Origin of the sequence: Nonomuraea sp. NPDC050783 (genome assembly GCF_040802095.1) — a bacterium.
In the GTDB taxonomy this organism is placed as follows: Bacteria; Actinomycetota; Actinomycetes; order Streptosporangiales; family Streptosporangiaceae; genus Nonomuraea.
The window spans coordinates 263,873-280,300 of sequence record NZ_JBFAHK010000009.1 but is presented as its reverse complement, the minus strand read 5'-3'; the positions used below and the strand labels follow the sequence as shown (position 1 = coordinate 280,300).

The following is a 16,428-nucleotide window of genomic DNA, read 5'->3' as shown; positions in this document are numbered from 1 at the left end:
GGAGGATCGGGCGAGCGGCGATCAGGGCGAGGCGAGCCGCCCCAGCTCCGGCGGGATCTTCCCGGCCGCCGCCCGGTCCAGCAGGAACAACGTGCGGTTGCGCCCCCGCGCCCCGGCCGCCGGCACCTGGACCGGCCCGGACTCCGACAGGGCCAGCCGGACCGCGCCCGCCTTCTCCTCGCCGGCCGCCACCACCCAGACCTCGCGCGCGGCCTGGATGGCCGGCAGCGTCAGGGAGATGCGGGTGGGCGGCGGCTTGGGGGAGCCGTGCACGGACACCACGGGGCGGGTGTCGTACAGGGCGGGCATGCCGGGGAACAGCGAGGCCACGTGGGAGTCGGGGCCCATGCCGAGCAGCATCACGTCGAAGGCCGGCACCGGGCCGTGGTCCTCCGGCCGGGCGGCGGCCCGCAGCTCGGCGGCGTAGGAGTCGGCCGACTCCTCGGCCGACATGCCCGAGTCGGGGCCGCGCATGACGTGCACCCGCTCGGGGTCCACGTCCACGTGGTCGAGCAGGGCCTCGCGGGCACCGGTCTCGTTGCGCTCCTTGTCGCCCGAGGGCAGGAAACGCTCGTCGCCCCACCAGATGTCCAGGCGCCGCCAGTCGACCGCGTCCCGCGCGGGCGTGGCGGCGATGGCGGCCAGCGTGGCGATGCCGACCGTGCCGCCGGTCAGCACCAGCGAGGCCGAGCCCTTGGCCGACTGGGCGTCGACCAGGCGGGTGATGATCCGCGCCGCCACGGCCTTGGCCAGGACGTCGGCGTTGCGGTGGACGACGATCGTGGGGACGCTCACAGACGCCAGTTTCGCAGTCACGGTCTCTCGCGTCATCCCTTGTACGTCCGGGCGAACCGCTTCACCGCGGCCTCGTAGATCTCGTCGCTGTCCAGCCTGCGCAGCTCCTCGGCCATCAGCTCCGACAGGCTGCGCCGGGCCAGGGCCACGTTGCGGTCGGGCTGGCCGGGCCGCGACAGCGTGGCCAGCCGGGCGTCGTTGCGCACGACCGCCAGCTCGCCGTCGCCGGTCTGCAGCCGCACCGCGGTCAGCCCGGGGCCGCTGGAGTCGGTCACCTTGATCGTCGCCCCCAGCCGCTCCGACAGCCACGCGGCCAGCAGCGGCGCGCTCGGGTGCCCGGGCGAGGCCTCCACCACGCCCTTGCGCACCCGGCCCACCGGCTGGTCGAAGGCGGCGGCCAGCAGGCTGCGCCACGGCGTCAGCCGCGCCCACGACAGGTCGGTGTCGCCGCGGGCGTACCCCTTGGCGCGGATGACCAGCGACTGCACGCCGCCGTCGTCGAAGCCCTTGGCGTCGGTGATGCGGCGCTGCGCCAGCGCGCCGATCGGGTCCTTGGAGGGCACCTCGGGCGCCGCGCCCGGCCACCACGCCACGACCGGCGTGTCGGGCAGCAGCAGCGGGCTGACCACCGAGTCGGCGTGCTGGGTGAGCTCGCCGTACAGGCGCAGCACCACCACCTCGCCCGGGGTGTTCTCGCCGATGCGCAGCTCGGCGTCGAGCCTGATCGGCTCCTCCGGCTCGCGGTTGACCAGCACGATGATGCGCGAGGGGTGCTCGCGGGCCGCCTCGGTGGCCGCGCGCAGCGCGTCGTACTGGTGGCGCTCCTCGCAGACCACCACCAGCGTCAGCACCATGCCGATGGCGGGCGCGCCCATCTGGTGGCGCAGGTGGGTGAACTGCGCCGAGATCTTGCCCGCCGTGGTGTCGGACAACATGAACGTGGTCATCTAGAGTCTCCTCCACACCCGGCCGTCGCGGGCCATCATCGCGTCGGCCGACTGCGGCCCCCAGGAACCCGACTCGTAGGGCTCGGGCTGGCCCTGCGTGGCCCAGAACTCCTCGATCGGGTCGAGGATCGTCCACGACAGCTCCACCTCGCGCTGGTGCGGGAAGAGCGGTGGATCGCCGATCATCACATCGAGCAGCAGCCGCTCGTACGCCTCCGGCGACGACTCCAGGAACGACTCGCCGTAGGCGAAGTCCATGGACACGTCGCGCACCTCCATGGCCGTCCCCGGCACCTTGGAGCCGAAGCGCACGGTGATGCCCTCGTCCGGCTGGACCCGCACGACCAGCGCGTTCTGACCGAGGATCTCGGTGTCGGTCTTGCTGAACGGCAGGTGCGGCGCCCGCTGGAACACCACGGCGACCTCGGTCACCCGGCGGCCCAGCCGCTTGCCGGTGCGCAGGTAGAACGGCACCCCGGCCCAGCGCCGGTTGGCGATCTCCAGCTTGACCGCGGCGTAGGTCTCGGTGATCGAGTCGGCGGAGATGCCCTCCTCCTGGAGGTAGCCGACGACCTTCTCGCCGCCCTGCCAGCCGGCGGAGTACTGGCCGCGCGCGGTGTACGCCTTGAGGTCGGCCGGCAGCCGCACCGCCCGCAGCACCTTCTCCTTCTCCCGCCGCAGCGCGGAGGCGTCGAACGAGGTCGGGTCCTCCATCGCCACCAGCGCGAGGAGCTGGAGCAGGTGGTTCTGGATCACGTCGCGGGCCGCGCCGATGCCGTCGTAGTAGCCGGCGCGCCCGCCGATGCCGATGTCCTCGGCCATCGTGATCTGCACGTGGTCGACGTAGCTGCGGTTCCAGATCGGCTCGTAGAGGTTGTTGGCGAACCGCAGCGCCAGGATGTTCTGGACGGTCTCCTTGCCCAGGTAGTGGTCGATCCGGAAGATCGAGCTCTCCGGGAAGGCCGAGGTGGTGATCTCGTTCAGCTCGTGCGCCGACTGCAGGTCGTGCCCGAACGGCTTCTCGATCACCACCCGCCGCCACGAGCCCTCGGGCGCGTCGGCGAGGCCGGTGCGCTTGAGCTGCTCGACCACCACGGGGAAGAACTTCGGCGGCACCGACAGGTAGAACGCGTAGTTGCCGCCGGTGCCGCGGGTCTGGTCGATCTCGTTCAAGGCCATGGCGAGCGCGTCGAAGGCGCCGTCGTCGGAGAACTCGCCGGGCACGAAGTGGATGCCCTCCAGCAGTTGCTTCCAGACCTCCTCCCGGAACGGCGTCCGGGCGTGCGCCTTGACGGCGTCGTGCGTCAGCTGGGCGAAGTCCTGGTCCTTCCAATCGCGCCGGGCGAAGCCGACCAGCGAGAAACCGGGCGGCAGCAGCCCCCGGTTGCCCAGGTCGTAGATCGCCGGCAACAGCTTGCGCTTGGCCAGGTCACCGGTCACGCCGAACAACACCATCACACAAGGCCCCGCCACCCGTGGCAACCGCTTGTCGCCGGGGTCGCGCAACGGGTTCGCGGCGGCCGCCTCGATCGTGGTGGCGGTGCCCGCGACGGCCGCCGCCACGGTGGTGGCGTCCTCCATGGGTGATCCAGGGTCTGTCATCTCAAACCTCCTGTGCGGCTGCGAGCAGGTGCGCGACTCCCGCCGCGCGGTCGGTCAGGTGCAGGCGTACGGCGGGCCGCCCGCGCGTCGCGAGCGCCTCCAGGTCGCCGAGCGCCTGGGCGAGCTGGAGCCGGCCCAGGGTGTACGGCCTGCCGGGGACCGCGACGTCCTCCGCCACTTCCCCCGTGATCTGCAGGAAGACCCCGTTCTGGGGCCCGCCCTTGTGGTACTGGCCGGCGGTGCGCAGGGAACGCGGCCCCCAGCCGAACGTCACCGGCCGGTCGGTGCGCAGCGCCAGCAGCGCCCGCAGCGTCGCCGCGTCGGCCATCATCCAGGCGTCGGTCATCTGCTCGAAGTCGGCCCCCTCGGGCACCGGCGCGTCGAAGGCCGCCAGCCGGTCGAGGTGGGCCGTCACCGCCAGGTAGCCGTCGCCGGGGATCGCGCGCAGCAGCTCGGCGAGGACGCCCGGCAGGTCCTTGGCGCCGGCCGGGCCGTGGACCTCGACCGGGCCGTCCACCAGCGTGGGCGCGCCGGTGGGCAGCTCGGGCAGCTCCAGCAGGGCGGCGGCGGCGCGGTCGGCCTCGGCCGCGTCGGGCCGGTCGTCGGGGTCCACGCCCAGCAGCAGCGCGGCCACGTCGGTGGCGTACTCCCAGACCAGGAACTGCGCGCCCAGCCGGCCGTCCACGCGCACGTCCCCCACGTCGTCGGCGAGGCCGACGACCAGCTCGTCCGAGACGCGCTGCGGGTCGGCGCCGACGACCGGCAGGATCCCCCGCCCCTGCTTGCCGGTGGACCCGGCGACCAGCGCCTCGATCCAGTCGGGCAGCCCGGCGACGGGCGAGAGGCGGTCCTCCAGCAGCAGCTTGTCGCGCCCGGCCAGCGCCGCGCCGCCGAGCGCCGCCCCCAGGTCGAGGCCCGGGTTGCCGGTCCCGGCCGCCAGCAGGGGCAGCACCTCGGCGGCGTCGTCCAGCAGCCGGGCCACGTCGGCGCCCGCCAGGGCGGCGGGCAGCAGCGCCGCCGCCGACAGCGCGCCGCCGTCGCCGGCCGGCAGGACGGGGTAGCCGCGCTCGCGGGCGTGCCGCTCCAGCGGCGTGCCCGGCGCGGCCACGGCCACGACGTGCTCGGCGGGCGCCAGGCCGGACCGCTCGAACAGCTCCTCGTAGACGCGCAGGCAGGCGTCGGCCTCCGCGGTGCCGGCCGCGGCCACCACCACCGTGGCCGCCGGCGGGCCGGCCGGCGCCCGCCGCACCTGGCCGGGGTCGGCGGTGTCGAGCACGGTGAGCGGCACGTCGGCGGTGTCGCAGATGGCCTCCGCGGCCAGCGCGGGGGCGCCGGCCGCGATCAGCACGACCTCGGTCAGGCCCGCGGCGCGCCGGGGCGCCACCAGCGCGTCCAGCTCGGCGAGCAGCTCGCGGGGGACGCGGAAGGGCTGCTCGGCCCCGGTGTCCCCCTCGGCGTCCTCGTCCCACAGCGTGGGGTCGCCGGCGGCGAGCCGGGCCGGCACGCCGTCGGCGACGAGGCGCCCCGCGACGGAGGAGGCGGCCGCGGCCACCCCCTCGTCGCGGTAGTGCACCTCCATCACGGAACCAGGTTCTTGGTGACGCTCTCCAGCAGCTCGCCCCAGGACGCCTCGAACTTCTGCACGCCCTCCTCCTCCAGCACCCGCACCACGTCGTCGTAGTCGACGCCGGCCTCCTTGAGCGCGGCCATGGTGTTCCAGGCCTGCTCGTAGAACGGGCGGACGGTGTCGCCGCTGATGTCGGCGTGGTCGGCGGTCGCGTCCAGGGTCTTCTCCGGCATCGTGTTGACCGTGCCGGGGGCGACGAGCTGGTCGACGTACATCGTGTCGGAGTACTCGGGGTTCTTCACGCCGGTGGAGGCCCACAGCGGCCGCTGCGGGCGGGCGCCGGCCGAGCGCAGGCGCTGCCAGCGCTCGGAGTTCATGACCTCCTCGAACGCCGCGTAGGCCAGGCGCGCGTTGGCCACGCCCGCCTTGCCCTTCAGCTCCGGCTTGCCGAGCTGGTCGAGCCGCTTGTCGATCTCGGTGTCGACGCGGCTGACGAAGAACGAGGCCACCGACTCGATCGAGGCCAGGTCGAGGCCCTTGGCCTGCGCGGCCTCCAGGCCGGCCAGCCAGGCGTCCATGACCGCGCGGTAGCGCTCCAGCGAGAAGATCAGCGTGACGTTGACGCTGATGCCCTCGGAGATGGCCTGCGTGATCGCCGGCAGGCCCTCCACGGTCGCCGGGATCTTGATCATCAGGTTGGGCCGGTCGACCATCCACCACAGGGCGCGGGCCTCGGCCACGGTCTTGTCGCTCTCGTGCGCCAGCCGCGGGTCGACCTCCAGCGACACGCGGCCGTCCACGCCGCCGGTGGCGTCGTAGACCGGGCGCAGCACGTCGGCGGCCCAGCGGATGTCGTAGGTCGTGATCGCGCGTACCGCCTCCTCGACGGTGACGCCGCGCACGGCCAGGTCGTGCAGCTGCACGTCGTAGGCGTCGCCCTTGCTGAGCGCGCTGGCGAAGATCGTCGGGTTGGAGGTCACCCCGACGACGTTCTTGTCGCGGATCAGCTGCTCCAGGTTGCCGGTGCGCAGGCGCTCGCGGCTGATGTCGTCGAGCCAGATGGCCACGCCCTGGCCGGACAGCTTGTTGAGGATCTCGCTCATCTTCTTCTCAGTTTCCCGTCGTCTCGCCCTTGTCCTGGCCCAGCTTGGCCAGGCTCGCCTTGGCCGCCGCCGCCACGCGCTCGGCCGTCAGCCCGAACTGCTCGTACAACGTCCTGTACGGAGCCGACGCGCCGAAGTGCTCGAGGCTGACCACCTCGCCCTTCTCGCCGACGAACTCGCGCCAGCCGAGGGCGATACCCGCCTCGACCGCGACCCGAGCCTTGATCGACGGCGGCAGGACGGTCTGCCTGTAGGCGGAATCCTGCCCGTTGAACCACTCGACACACGGCATGGACACCACTCGCGTGGGAATTCCCTGCGCCTCCAGCAGCTCCTGGCCCTGCACCGCGATCTCGACCTCGCTGCCGGTGGCGATGAGGATCACCCGCGGCTGGCCGTCGGACGCCTCGCGCAGCACGTAGCCGCCGTTGGCCACGCCCTCGGCGCTGGTGCCCTCGAAGACCGGCAGGTTCTGCCGGGTCAGGGCCAGCGCGGCCGGCCGGTCCTTGTGCTCCAGGACGGCCTTCCACGCGTACGCCGTCTCGTTGGCGTCGGCCGGGCGTACCACGTCGAGGCCGGGGATCGCGCGCAGCGCCCACAGGTGCTCGACCGGCTGGTGGGTCGGGCCGTCCTCGCCGAGGCCGATGGAGTCGTGCGTCCACACGTAGGTCACCGGCAGCTTCATCAGCGCGGCCAGGCGCACCGACGGGCGCATGTAGTCGGAGAAGACCAGGAACGTGCCGCCGTAGGGGCGGGTGCCGCCGTGCAGCGCGATGCCGTTGAGTATCGCGCCCATCGCGTGCTCGCGGATGCCGAAGTGCAGCGTGCGGCCGTAGCGGTTACCGGGGAACTCCTTGGTCTGGTATTCCTCGGGGATGAAGGACGGCTCGCCCTTCATCGTGGTGTTGTTGGACTCGGCCAGGTCGGCCGAGCCGCCCCACAGCTCCGGCAGCACCGGGGCCAACGCGTTCAGCACCTCGCCCGAGGCCTTGCGGGTGGCCATCGAGCCGCCCTTCTCGAACGACGGCAGCGCCTCGGCCCAGCCGGCCGGCAGCTCGCGCTGCGAGATGCGGTCGAGCTCGGCGGCGCGCTCCGGGTTGGCCTGGCGCCAGGCGGCGTAGTGCTCGTCCCACTCGGCGCGGGCGGCGCGGCCGCGCTGCACCACCTCGCGGGCGTGGGCGAGCACGGCGTCCGGCACCTCGAAGCTCTTGGCGGGGTCCATGCCCAGCAGCTCCTTGGTGGCGGCCACCTCGGACTCGCCCAGCGCCGAGCCGTGGATCTTGCCGGTGTTGCGCTTGTTGGGCGCGGGCCAGCCGATGATCGTGCGCAGCCGGATGAACGTCGGCCGGTCGGTCTCGGCCTTGGCCGCCTCCAGCGCCTGGTGGAGGGCCTGCACGTCCTCGTGGTAGTCGTCGCCGGAGGTCCAGTCGACCTCCAGCGTGTGCCAGCCGTAGGCCTCGTAGCGCTTGACGACGTCCTCGGACTTGGCGATCAGCGTGTCGTCCTCGATCGAGATGTTGTTGTCGTCCCACACCACGATGAGGTTGCCCAGCTTCTGGTGGCCGGCGATGGAGCTGGCCTCGTGGCTGATGCCCTCCTCGATGTCGCCGTCGCTGACGATGCACCAGATGCGGTGGTCGAACGGCGAGGCGCCGGGCTCGGCGTCGGGGTCGAACAGGCCGCGCTCGCGGCGGGCCGCCATCGCCATGCCGACCGCGTTGCCGATGCCCTGGCCCAGCGGGCCGGTCGTGGTCTCCACGCCGGCGGTGTGGCCGTGCTCGGGGTGGCCGGGCGTGAGGCTGTCCCACTGGCGCAGCCGCTTCAGGTCGTCCAGCGTCAGGCCGTAGCCGGACAGGTAGAGCTGGATGTAGAGCGTCAGGCTGCTGTGGCCGCACGACAGCACGAAACGGTCCCGGCCGATCCAGGTGGGGTCGGTGGGGTCGTGGCGCATCGCGCGCTGGAACAGCAGGTATGCGGCGGGGGCCAGGCTCATGGCGGTGCCGGGGTGGCCCGAGCCCGCCTTCTCCACTGCGTCCATCGCCAGGGCTCGAACGACGTCGACCGCCTGCTTGTCCAGGTCGGTCCATTCAAGGGCTGGCACGAGTTCGGTGCTCAAGTGCTCGATCTCCGGATTCTAGATGTCATCGGTTGTGCCGGTTGGCTATCCCGCCCACAGGGACCCTAACCGAGTGGAGCTGGCGATCAATTCCATTCCACGTGTGCGTGTCCATGCATGGCGCAAAGCCCCCCATTGGCCGGACCGGCCGCCCCTGCGACTACAGTTTGTTTGTTCGCAGAGGCGTCACCGGCGCCCACCATGGATCCGCTCTAATCAGAGGTTACGCGTTGACCCCGCACAGGCTGGAAGCGCCTTGACGGTGCTGACCAACAGGCAGGCGACGGCCCGAACTCCGCAGGTGGAGGCGCCGCGCTCGATCGGCATAATCGTCAAGGCCTACATCGCGCTCACCAAACCGCGGATCATCGAGCTGCTGCTGATCACCACGCTGCCGGTGATGTTCCTCGCGGCCGGCGGCCTGCCGCCGCTGTGGACGTCCGTCGCGGTCATGGTGTTCGGCACCCTGTCGGCGGGCAGCGCCAACGCGCTCAACTGCTACGTCGACCGCGACATCGACCAGAAGATGCGCCGCACCCGACGCCGCCCGCTGGCGCGGCACCAGGTCTCGCCGCGCGGCGCGCTGATCTTCGGAATCGTGCTCGGGATTTTGTCCACCATTGGCCTGTGGGCGACCACCAACGGGCTGGCGGCGCTGCTCTCGCTCGGCGCGATCCTGTTCTACGTCCTGGTCTACTCGATGATCCTCAAGCGCCGCACGGCCCAGAACATCGTCTGGGGCGGCATCGCCGGCTGCATGCCGGTGATGATCGGCTGGGCGGGCATCACCGACCGGGTCGACTGGGCGCCGCTGGTGCTGTTCGGCGTGGTGTTCTTCTGGACGCCGCCGCACACCTGGACCCTCGCCATGCGCTACAAGGAGGACTACGCCGCGGCCAAGGTGCCGATGCTGCCGGTGGTGGCCACCGAGCGGCGGGTGATCCTGGAGTCGATCGCCTACACCTGGGCGACCGTGCTGTGCTCGCTGGCGCTGTGGCCGGTGGCGGGCACCACGCTGTTCTACCCGGTGGTGGCCGCCGCGCTGGGCGTGATGTGCCTGTGGGAGGTGCACCGCCTGCTGGGCCGGCTCAACGCCGGCAAGACCGGCGTGGACCTGCGGCCCATGCGCTTCTTCCACTGGTCCAACGCCTACCTGGCGCTGCTGTTCCTCGCCGTCGCCATCGACCCCCTGCTGGCCTGACCTCCCGTCCGTCCCGGCCCTCGCCGGGCGGGCCCAGAGGTGGCCGGACGGTGACGAGTGGCTGTCCGGCGCCACCGGCCCGCACGGTCACCGGGGTCCTGATCCGTTAAAGTCACCCTATGGCGACCCGTGATCCACGCTGGGTGTTGAAGGACCGCCCGTCCACCGCGTTGATCATCGGGCTGGTCCTGACCGGCATCTGCGCCCTGATCTCGTTCTCCTTCGACGTCTTCAACGGCGAGCCGGTGCAGTTCTTCATCGCCCTCACCCTCGCCCTGGCCCCGGTGCCGCTGCTGCTGGCCGCGGTGCTCGCGCTCGACCGTATGGAGCCCGAGCCGCGCAGCAACCTCATCTTCGCCTTCGCCTGGGGCGCGGGCATCGCGGTGCTGGTCGCCGGCGTGATCAACTCGCTCAACCTGCACTACTTCATGGACACCGTGAAGCTGTCGCAGGACAGCGCCCGCAACGTCGCGGCCACCTTCGGCGCCCCGGTGGTCGAGGAGACGATGAAGGGCCTGGTGCTGCTGGGCCTGCTCAGGTTCCGCCGGGCCGAGCTGGACGGCCCCACCGACGGCGTCATCTACGCCGGCATGGTCGGCCTCGGCTTCGCCATGAGCGAGAACGTCAGCTACTACCTGGGCGCCCTGTCCACCTCGGGCGTCAAGGGCCTGGCGGTCACCGTGGTGCTGCGCGGCATCCTGTCGCCGCTGGCCCACCCGCTGTTCAGCTCGATGATCGGCATCGCCGTGGCCTACGCCGCCCAGCGCGGCTCGGAGCGGGTGTTCCTCGTCCTGGCCGGCTGGACGGGGGCGATGGCGCTGCACGGCCTGTGGAACGGCCTGGCCTCCTACGGCGGTTTCCCCGGGCTCGTGGTGGCCTACCTGACGCTGCTGGTCGTGCTCATCGTGATCATCGGCGTGGTCTTCCGCGACCGGCGGCGCATCGTCGCGCTCATCCAGCGCTACCTGCCGGCGTACGAGCCGACCAAGCTCGTCGGCGAGGCCGACATCTACATGTTGTCCACGTTCTCCCGCCGCCGCCAGGCGCGCCAGTGGGCCAAGGCGTACGGCGGCAGGCGCGGGCTGCGCGCGATGGCCGACTACCAGCTCGCCGCGACCGAGCTGGGGCTGCTGCACGAGCGGGCCGCCCGGCACATGGTGGACGAGCAGACCTTCCACGAGGAGCAGCGGGCCCTGCTGGAGTGCATGAGCACCGCGCGCCACCAGTTCCCGGTGCCGCCGGTGCACGCCCAGGCGCTGGCCGAGGGCATGCCGCCGCCCGGCTACGCGCCGGGCGCACCCGGCTGACCGGCGGCCCCGGCTGACCGGCGCGGCCGGTCAGCGCGGTCGGTCAGCGCGGTCGGCCCGCCGGTCAGCGCGGGCGGTCGTTCGCGGTCTCCAGGGCGCGGATGAGCGAGGTCTCGGGCGGGCCGGGGAAGACCGGGTCGGAGTGCAGCACCCACGCGTCCACGAACGCCTTGGCGGCGGCCGGCAGCTCGCGGGCGGCGTAGACGTAGGTGGTGCCGGGCCAGCGCCGGGAGGAGTCGTCGCCCGCCCCGAACGTCTCCAGCCCCGCCGTGCGGCACAGCGCCACCGCGCGCGGCAGGTGGAACTCCTGGGTGACCACGGTGACGCTGCGCGCGCCGAAGACCCGCCGCGCCCGCACGCACGAGTCCCAGGTGTCGAACCCGGCGTAGTCCAGCACCATCGCCGCGTCCGGCACGCCCCTGGCGCGCAGGTGGTCGCGCATCACCGTGGGCTCGTCGTAGTCCTTGCGGCTGTTGTCGCCCGACAGCAGCAGCGCCCTGACCTTGCCGGCGTGGTAGAGCTCGGCGGCGAGGTCGAGGCGGCGGGCCAGCATCGCGGAGGGCCGGTCGCCGCCGTAGAGGCCCGCGCCGAGCACCAGCGCCGCCTGCGTGGCGGGCACCCGGGCGGTCCAGCGCGGGCCCTCGGCCGTCACCCGGTGCCCCGAGCTGTCCAGCCAGGCCCAGGTCATGGGCGCGAGCGCGAGCACGCTCAGCAGCACCAGCCCCTGGTACGCGCGCCGCAGGCCCCGGCGGGAGAGGCGGATCTTCCCTGGCACGTCACACTCCTTGCCGGTCGGAGGAACGCCGGGCGGCCGCTCAGACGGCGGCGGTCGCCTCGGTGGGGGAGGGGCGCCCGGCGGCGGCGGGCAGCGGGTCGCGGACGCGCAGCGCGGTGACCGCCCGCAGCGCGGCGATCCAGACCGCGGTCGAGCCGAGCACGTGCAGCAGCACCAGCGCGGCGGGCACGGCCAGGAACCACTGGGTGTAGCCGATCACGCCCTGCGCCAGCTCCACCGCGAACAACCCCAGCGCCGCCCGCCGGGCCGCCCGGGGCGCGCCGGAGACGTGCAGCGCGAACAGCAGCGCGAACGTCAGCCCCACCACGAGGTAGGCCACGTCGGCGTGCAGCCGGGCCACGGACTCGATGTCCAGGTCGAAGCGGGAGGCGATCTCGTCGCCCGAGTGCGGGCCGGTGCCGCTCACCACCACGCCGGCCACGAGCAGCGCGAGCACCGCGGCCACCAGCACGTGGCCGAGCCTGCGCACGTCGCGGTGGACGACGGCCCGCAGGGCGCCGTCGCCCTCGCCGGCGCGGGCGTACAGCAGCCAGCAGGCGGCGATGAGGCCGGTGGACAGCAGGTAGTGGGTGCCCACGGTGAACGGGTTGAGCGCGCTGCGCACCACCAGGCCGCCCCAGAGCGCCTGGGCCAGCACGCCGAGCGGTTGCAGCAGGGCCAGGCGCATCAGCGCCGGGCGGCGCGGCGCCAGGCGCCAGGCCGCCAGCACGCAGGCCGCGCCCACGGCCAGCACCAGGAACGTCAGCAGCCGGTTGCCGAACTCGACGAGCATGTTGAGCATCGACACCTCGGGGTGCGCGACCGGCACGAAGCTGCCGGGGGTGCACCGGGGCCAGGTGGGGCAGCCGAGCCCCGAGGCGGTGACGCGCACGCCCGCGCCGGTCACCGTGATGCCCGCGTTGGCCAGCACCGAGGCCAGCGCCCAGCCCCGCAGTGACCGCGTGGTCGGCGCCCAGAAGGAGCGCAGTCCGCGTACGAGGAGGTTGGGGCGGCCGGGCTGACCGGCGGAAGGCTTCACGTCAAAAATGGTACGGGCCGGACCCCGCGGTCCCGCCACCGGGAACGGGGCTTCTCAAGCCTAGGGGTATGTGACATATTACCGGCGGAGCGCACTGACCTGGAGGAGCCCTCGATGGAACGCAAGCCCTGGCACGGCGTCATGGTCGCCACCGCGCTGCCGCTGCGCGCCGGCGACCCGTCCGACGACGGGCCCGACGACCGGCCCGACGATCTGGCCGTCGACTTCGACGGCTACGCCGCCCACTGCCGCTGGCTGGTGGACAACGGCTGCGACGGCGTCGTGGCCAACGGCTCGCTCGGCGAGTACCAGACGCTCACCCCGCGGGAGCGCGCCAGGGTGATCGAGACCGCGGTCGAGGCGGTCGGCGGCGCCCGGGTGATGGCGGGGGTGGGCGCGTACGGCGCCGCCGAGTCCCGCCGCTGGGCCGAGCAGGCGCGCGAGGCGGGCTGCGGCTCGGTGCTCCTGCTGCCGCCCAACGCCTACCGCGCCGACGAGCGGGCCGTGCTCGCCCACTACCGCGAGGTGGCCAGGGCCGGGCTGCCGGTCGTGGCCTACAACAACCCCTACGACACCAAGGTGGACCTCACCCCCGCGCTGCTGGCCAGGCTGCACCAGGAGGGCCTGATCGTGGCGGTCAAGGAGTTCAGCGGGGACGTGCGGCGGGCGTACGAGCTGGCCGAGCTGGCCCCCGGCCTGGAGCTGCTGGTCGGCTCCGACGACGTGTTGCTGGAACTGGCCGTGGCCGGCGTGACCGGCTGGGTGGCCGGCTACCCCAACGCGCTGCCCGCCTCCACCGTGGCCCTCTACCGGGCCGCCGTCGCGGGCGACCTGGCCACCGCGCTGCCCCTGTACCGCACGCTGCACCCGCTGCTGCGCTGGGACTCCAAGACCGAGTTCGTGCAGGCCATCAAGTTGTCGATGGACCTGGCCGGCCGCTACGGCGGCCCCTGCCGCCAGCCCAGGCAGCCGCTCACCGGCGAGCAGGCCGCCGCGGTCCTGGCCGCCACCGAGAAGGCGCTGGCGGAGGGGCTGAGGTGAGGACCAAACGGGTCTTCCACGCCGTCGACTCGCACACCGAGGGCATGCCCACCCGCGTGATCACCGGCGGCGTCGGCGTCGTCCCCGGTGCCGGCATGGCCGAGCGGCGCGTGTACTTCCGCGACCACCTCGACCACATCCGCAAGCTGCTCATGAACGAGCCCCGCGGCCACTCCGCGATGAGCGGCGCCGTCCTGCAGCCGCCCACCCGGCCGGACGCCGACTTCGGCGTGCTGTTCATCGAGGTGTCCGGGCTGCTGCCGATGTGCGGGCACGGCACCATCGGCGTGGCCACCGTGCTCGTCGAGACCGGCATGGTCGAGGTGAGCGAGCCGGTCACCACCGTCCGCCTGGAGGTCCCGGCCGGGCTGGTCGTGGTGGACGTGGCGGTCGAGGACGGCGTGGCCACGTCGGTGACCCTGCGCAACGTCCCGTCCTACTGCGACCGGCTCGGCGCCGTCGTCACCGTGCCCGGCTTCGGGGAGATCCCCTACGACCTGGCCTACGGCGGCAACTTCTACGCCATCGTCGACCTGGACGCCTACGGCCTGCCCTTCGACCGCAAGGCCAAGAACGAGATCATCGCCGCCGGCCTGGCCACCATGGAGGCGATCAACGCCGCCGACCGCCCGGTGCACCGCGAGGACGAGCGCATCCAGGGCTGCCACCACGTCTACTTCGCCGCCCCCGGCTCCGACGCCCGCCACTCCCGGCACGCCATGGCCATCCACCCCGGCTGGTTCGACCGCTCGCCGTGCGGCACCGGCACCAGCGCCCGCATGGCCCAGCTGCACGCCCGCGGCGAGCTGCCCCTCGGACGGGACTTCGTCAACGAGTCGTTCATCGGCACCCGGTTCGTGGGGCGGCTGCTGGAGGAGACCGCCGTGGGCGGCGCGCCCGCCGTGCTGCCGTCGATCACCGGCCGCGCCTGGATCACCGGCACCGCCCAGTACTTCCTCGACCCGCGCGACCCGTTCCCCGAGGGCTTCGAGCTGTGATCACGACCGTCGACTACCACACCGGCGGCGAGCCGTTCCGGATCGTCACCAGGGGCGTGCCCGAGATCCCCGGCGCGGACGTGGCGGCGCGGCGGGTGGCGGCCGCGGGCGTGGCGGACGGCGTGCGGCGGCTGCTGTGCCACGAGCCGCGCGGCCACGCCGACATGTACGGCTGCTTCCTGGTCCCGCCGGACGACGCCGGCGCGCACCTCGGGGCGCTGTTCTGGCACAAGGACGGCTTCTCCACCGCCTGCGGGCACGGCACGATCGCGCTGGGCGCGTACGCGGTGCACGAGGGCCTGGTGGCCGCCGCGCCGGACGGCGTCACGGACGTGGTGATCGACGTGCCGTCCGGGCGGGTCACGGCCCGGGTGCGCACCGGCGGCGGGCGGGTGCGGGGCGTCACGTTCGTCAGCGTGCCGTCGTACGTGCTCGCGCGCGGCGTCCCGGCCGGCGGCACGCGGGTGGACCTGGCCTACGGCGGCGCGATCTACGCCTCGCTGCCGGCCGCGGCCGTCGGCCTGCCGGTGGAGCCCCGCCACCTGGACGCGCTGATCGGGCACGCCCGGCGGATCAAGGCGGACCTGGCCGGGCACCCGGCCACTCGGCACCCGTCCGACGAGCGGCTGTCCGGCGTCTACGGCGTCATCTTCCACGAGACCCTCCCCGGCGGGCCGCCGGACGCAGGCGGCGTGGCCCGCCAGCGCAACGTCACGGTCTTCGCCGACGGCGAGGTGGACCGCTCGCCCTGCGGCTCCGGCACCGCCGCCCGGCTGGCGCTGCTGCACGAGGCCGGGTTCCGGGGCACGCTGGTGCACAGCGGCATCGTGGGCAGCGCCTTCACGGCCCGGGTGGGCGAGGTCGTGCCCGGGGGGATCGTCCCGGAGATCGAGGGCATGGCGTACCGGACCGGGCGGCACGTCTTCGAGCTGGATCCCGAGGACCCGATCGGAACGGGGTTCGTCCTGCGATGAGCGATCTGCCGTATCTCGACGGCGCCACCGTGGAGCGGCTGGTGCCGATGGCGCGGGCCGTACAGGTCCTGGAGGACGCCCTGCGCGCCGGGCTCGACCCCGAGGCCACCCCGCGGCGCTCCGCCGTGAGCCTGCCCGCCGGGCAGCTCCTGCTCATGCCCGCCGCCACCGCCCGCTACGCCGGCGTCAAGGCCGTCTCCGTCGCGCCGGGCAACCCGGAGCGCGGGCTGCCCCGCGTCCAGGGCACGTACCTGCTGCTGGACGGCGGCACCCTGGCCCCGCTGGCCGCCATCGACGGCACCGCGCTCACCTCGCTGCGCACCCCAGCGGTCTCGGCGCTGGCCGTGCGGCACCTGGCCGCGCCGGAGGGCGGCCGGCTCGTCGTCTTCGGCAGCGGTCCGCAGGCGTGGGGGCACGTCCTGGCCCTGCGCGAGGTCCGCCCGGTCACCGAGGTCACGATCGCCGGGCGCGACCGGGCCCGCGCCGAGGCGCTGGCCGCCCGCTGCCGCGCCGCCGGCCTGCCCGCCCGCGCCCTCGCCCGCGAGGAGGACGCCGTGCCGGCCGATCTGGCGGCGGCCGTGTCCGCGGCGGACCTGATCGTCTGCTGCACGACGGCGAGGCGGCCGCTGTTCCCCGGTAAGCTCGCCCGCGACGGCGTCACCGTCGTCGCCGTCGGCTCCCACGAGCCCGCGGCCCGCGAGCTGGACGGCGATCTCGTCGCCCGCTCCACCGTGGTCGTCGAGGCCAGGACGGCGGCGCTGGAGGAGGCCGGCGACGTGATCATCCCGATCCGCCACGGTACGATCACCTCCGGTCATCTCGCGGGCGGCCTCGCCGAGCTGGTCGCGGGGAAGGTGCCGGTCGGGCCGGGGCCGCGCGTGTTCAAGAGCACGGGCATGGCCTGGGAGGACCTCGTGGTCGCCGCCGCGGCCTACGAGGCGTGGATGTCCGGCAGGACGTAGG

The 16,428-nt window shown here is 73.4% G+C and carries 14 protein-coding genes; 6 read left to right on the top strand and 8 right to left on the bottom strand.

Features of this window, described 5'->3' with window-relative positions:
• Positions 1–21 precede the first annotated feature (21 nt).
• The 6 genes from pgl to tkt are packed head-to-tail and all read right to left on the bottom strand — an operon-like array spanning position 22 to position 8,115.
• On the bottom strand, positions 22–795 hold the full coding sequence (pgl, locus tag AB0H75_RS25695) for a 6-phosphogluconolactonase (RefSeq protein WP_367800186.1): 774 nt from the start codon (positions 793–795) through the stop codon (positions 22–24).
• 32 nt (positions 796–827) lie between these two features.
• A complete protein-coding gene (locus tag AB0H75_RS25690) occupies positions 828–1,742 on the bottom strand; it encodes a glucose-6-phosphate dehydrogenase assembly protein OpcA (protein WP_367800184.1) in 915 nt (304 codons plus the stop codon).
• On the bottom strand, positions 1,743–3,344 hold the full coding sequence (zwf, locus tag AB0H75_RS25685) for a glucose-6-phosphate dehydrogenase (RefSeq protein ID WP_367800182.1): 1,602 nt from the start codon (positions 3,342–3,344) through the stop codon (positions 1,743–1,745).
• A 1-nt stretch (position 3,345) separates the two neighbouring features.
• Positions 3,346–4,923 carry a glucose-6-phosphate isomerase gene (locus tag AB0H75_RS25680; protein WP_367800288.1) on the bottom strand — a complete coding sequence of 526 codons (1,578 nt, stop codon included), beginning with the start codon at positions 4,921–4,923 and terminating at the stop codon, positions 3,346–3,348.
• A complete protein-coding gene (tal, locus tag AB0H75_RS25675) occupies positions 4,923–6,014 on the bottom strand; it encodes a transaldolase (protein ID WP_367800180.1) in 1,092 nt (363 codons plus the stop codon). Before tal ends, AB0H75_RS25680 begins: the two co-directional genes overlap by 1 nt.
• 7 nt (positions 6,015–6,021) lie before the next feature.
• Complete coding sequence (gene tkt, locus AB0H75_RS25670; protein WP_367800179.1) at positions 6,022–8,115, bottom strand: transketolase; 2,094 nt, start codon at positions 8,113–8,115, stop codon at positions 6,022–6,024.
• Between the two features lie 271 nt (positions 8,116–8,386).
• Between tkt and AB0H75_RS25665 the strand changes: the two genes are divergently transcribed.
• Together AB0H75_RS25665 and AB0H75_RS25660 are read left to right on the top strand one after the other, a co-directional pair.
• A complete protein-coding gene (locus AB0H75_RS25665; RefSeq protein ID WP_367800177.1) occupies positions 8,387–9,331 on the top strand; it encodes a heme o synthase in 945 nt (314 codons plus the stop codon).
• A 119-nt stretch (positions 9,332–9,450) separates the two neighbouring features.
• Positions 9,451–10,638, top strand: a complete 1,188-nt coding sequence (locus tag AB0H75_RS25660; RefSeq protein ID WP_367800175.1) for a PrsW family intramembrane metalloprotease — start codon at positions 9,451–9,453, stop codon at positions 10,636–10,638.
• 64 nt (positions 10,639–10,702) lie between these two features.
• Here the strand turns inward: AB0H75_RS25660 and AB0H75_RS25655 are convergent, their stop codons facing one another.
• Positions 10,703–11,413, bottom strand: coding sequence for a vancomycin high temperature exclusion protein (locus tag AB0H75_RS25655; protein ID WP_367800173.1), 711 nt, complete (start codon positions 11,411–11,413; stop codon positions 10,703–10,705).
• A 40-nt stretch (positions 11,414–11,453) separates the two neighbouring features.
• Positions 11,454–12,452, bottom strand: coding sequence for a heme A synthase (locus tag AB0H75_RS25650; protein WP_367800171.1), 999 nt, complete (start codon positions 12,450–12,452; stop codon positions 11,454–11,456).
• A 114-nt stretch (positions 12,453–12,566) separates the two neighbouring features.
• Here AB0H75_RS25650 and AB0H75_RS25645 point away from each other — a divergent pair, with 114 nt between their 5' ends.
• From AB0H75_RS25645 to AB0H75_RS25630, 4 genes are read left to right on the top strand one after another with little or no spacing between them, the layout of a single operon-like run.
• Positions 12,567–13,493 carry a dihydrodipicolinate synthase family protein gene (locus AB0H75_RS25645; protein WP_367800169.1) on the top strand — a complete coding sequence of 309 codons (927 nt, stop codon included), beginning with the start codon at positions 12,567–12,569 and terminating at the stop codon, positions 13,491–13,493.
• Positions 13,490–14,491, top strand: coding sequence for a proline racemase family protein (locus AB0H75_RS25640; RefSeq protein ID WP_367800168.1), 1,002 nt, complete (start codon positions 13,490–13,492; stop codon positions 14,489–14,491). The genes AB0H75_RS25645 and AB0H75_RS25640 overlap by 4 nt, the downstream gene beginning before the upstream one ends.
• Positions 14,488–15,465, top strand: a complete 978-nt coding sequence (locus tag AB0H75_RS25635) for a proline racemase family protein (protein WP_367800166.1) — start codon at positions 14,488–14,490, stop codon at positions 15,463–15,465. The genes AB0H75_RS25640 and AB0H75_RS25635 overlap by 4 nt, the downstream gene beginning before the upstream one ends.
• A complete protein-coding gene (locus tag AB0H75_RS25630) occupies positions 15,462–16,427 on the top strand; it encodes an ornithine cyclodeaminase family protein (protein WP_367800164.1) in 966 nt (321 codons plus the stop codon). Before AB0H75_RS25635 ends, AB0H75_RS25630 begins: the two co-directional genes overlap by 4 nt.
• The last annotated feature ends 1 nt before the right edge of the window (position 16,428 follow it).

Bases quoted from the DNA above. Each gene is read 5' to 3' on its own strand.
- AB0H75_RS25690 (WP_367800184.1), bottom strand. From the start codon at position 1,742: ATGACCACGTTCATGTTGTCCGACACCACGGCGGGCAAGATCTCGGCG.
- zwf (WP_367800182.1), bottom strand. From the start codon at position 3,344: ATGACAGACCCTGGATCACCCATGGAGGACGCCACCACCGTGGCGGCG.
- AB0H75_RS25680 (WP_367800288.1), bottom strand. From the start codon at position 4,923: ATGGAGGTGCACTACCGCGACGAGGGGGTGGCCGCGGCCGCCTCCTCC.
- tal (WP_367800180.1), bottom strand. From the start codon at position 6,014: ATGAGCGAGATCCTCAACAAGCTGTCCGGCCAGGGCGTGGCCATCTGG.
- AB0H75_RS25660 (WP_367800175.1), top strand. From the start codon at position 9,451: ATGGCGACCCGTGATCCACGCTGGGTGTTGAAGGACCGCCCGTCCACC.
- AB0H75_RS25645 (WP_367800169.1), top strand. From the start codon at position 12,567: ATGGAACGCAAGCCCTGGCACGGCGTCATGGTCGCCACCGCGCTGCCG.
- AB0H75_RS25630 (WP_367800164.1), top strand. From the start codon at position 15,462: ATGAGCGATCTGCCGTATCTCGACGGCGCCACCGTGGAGCGGCTGGTG.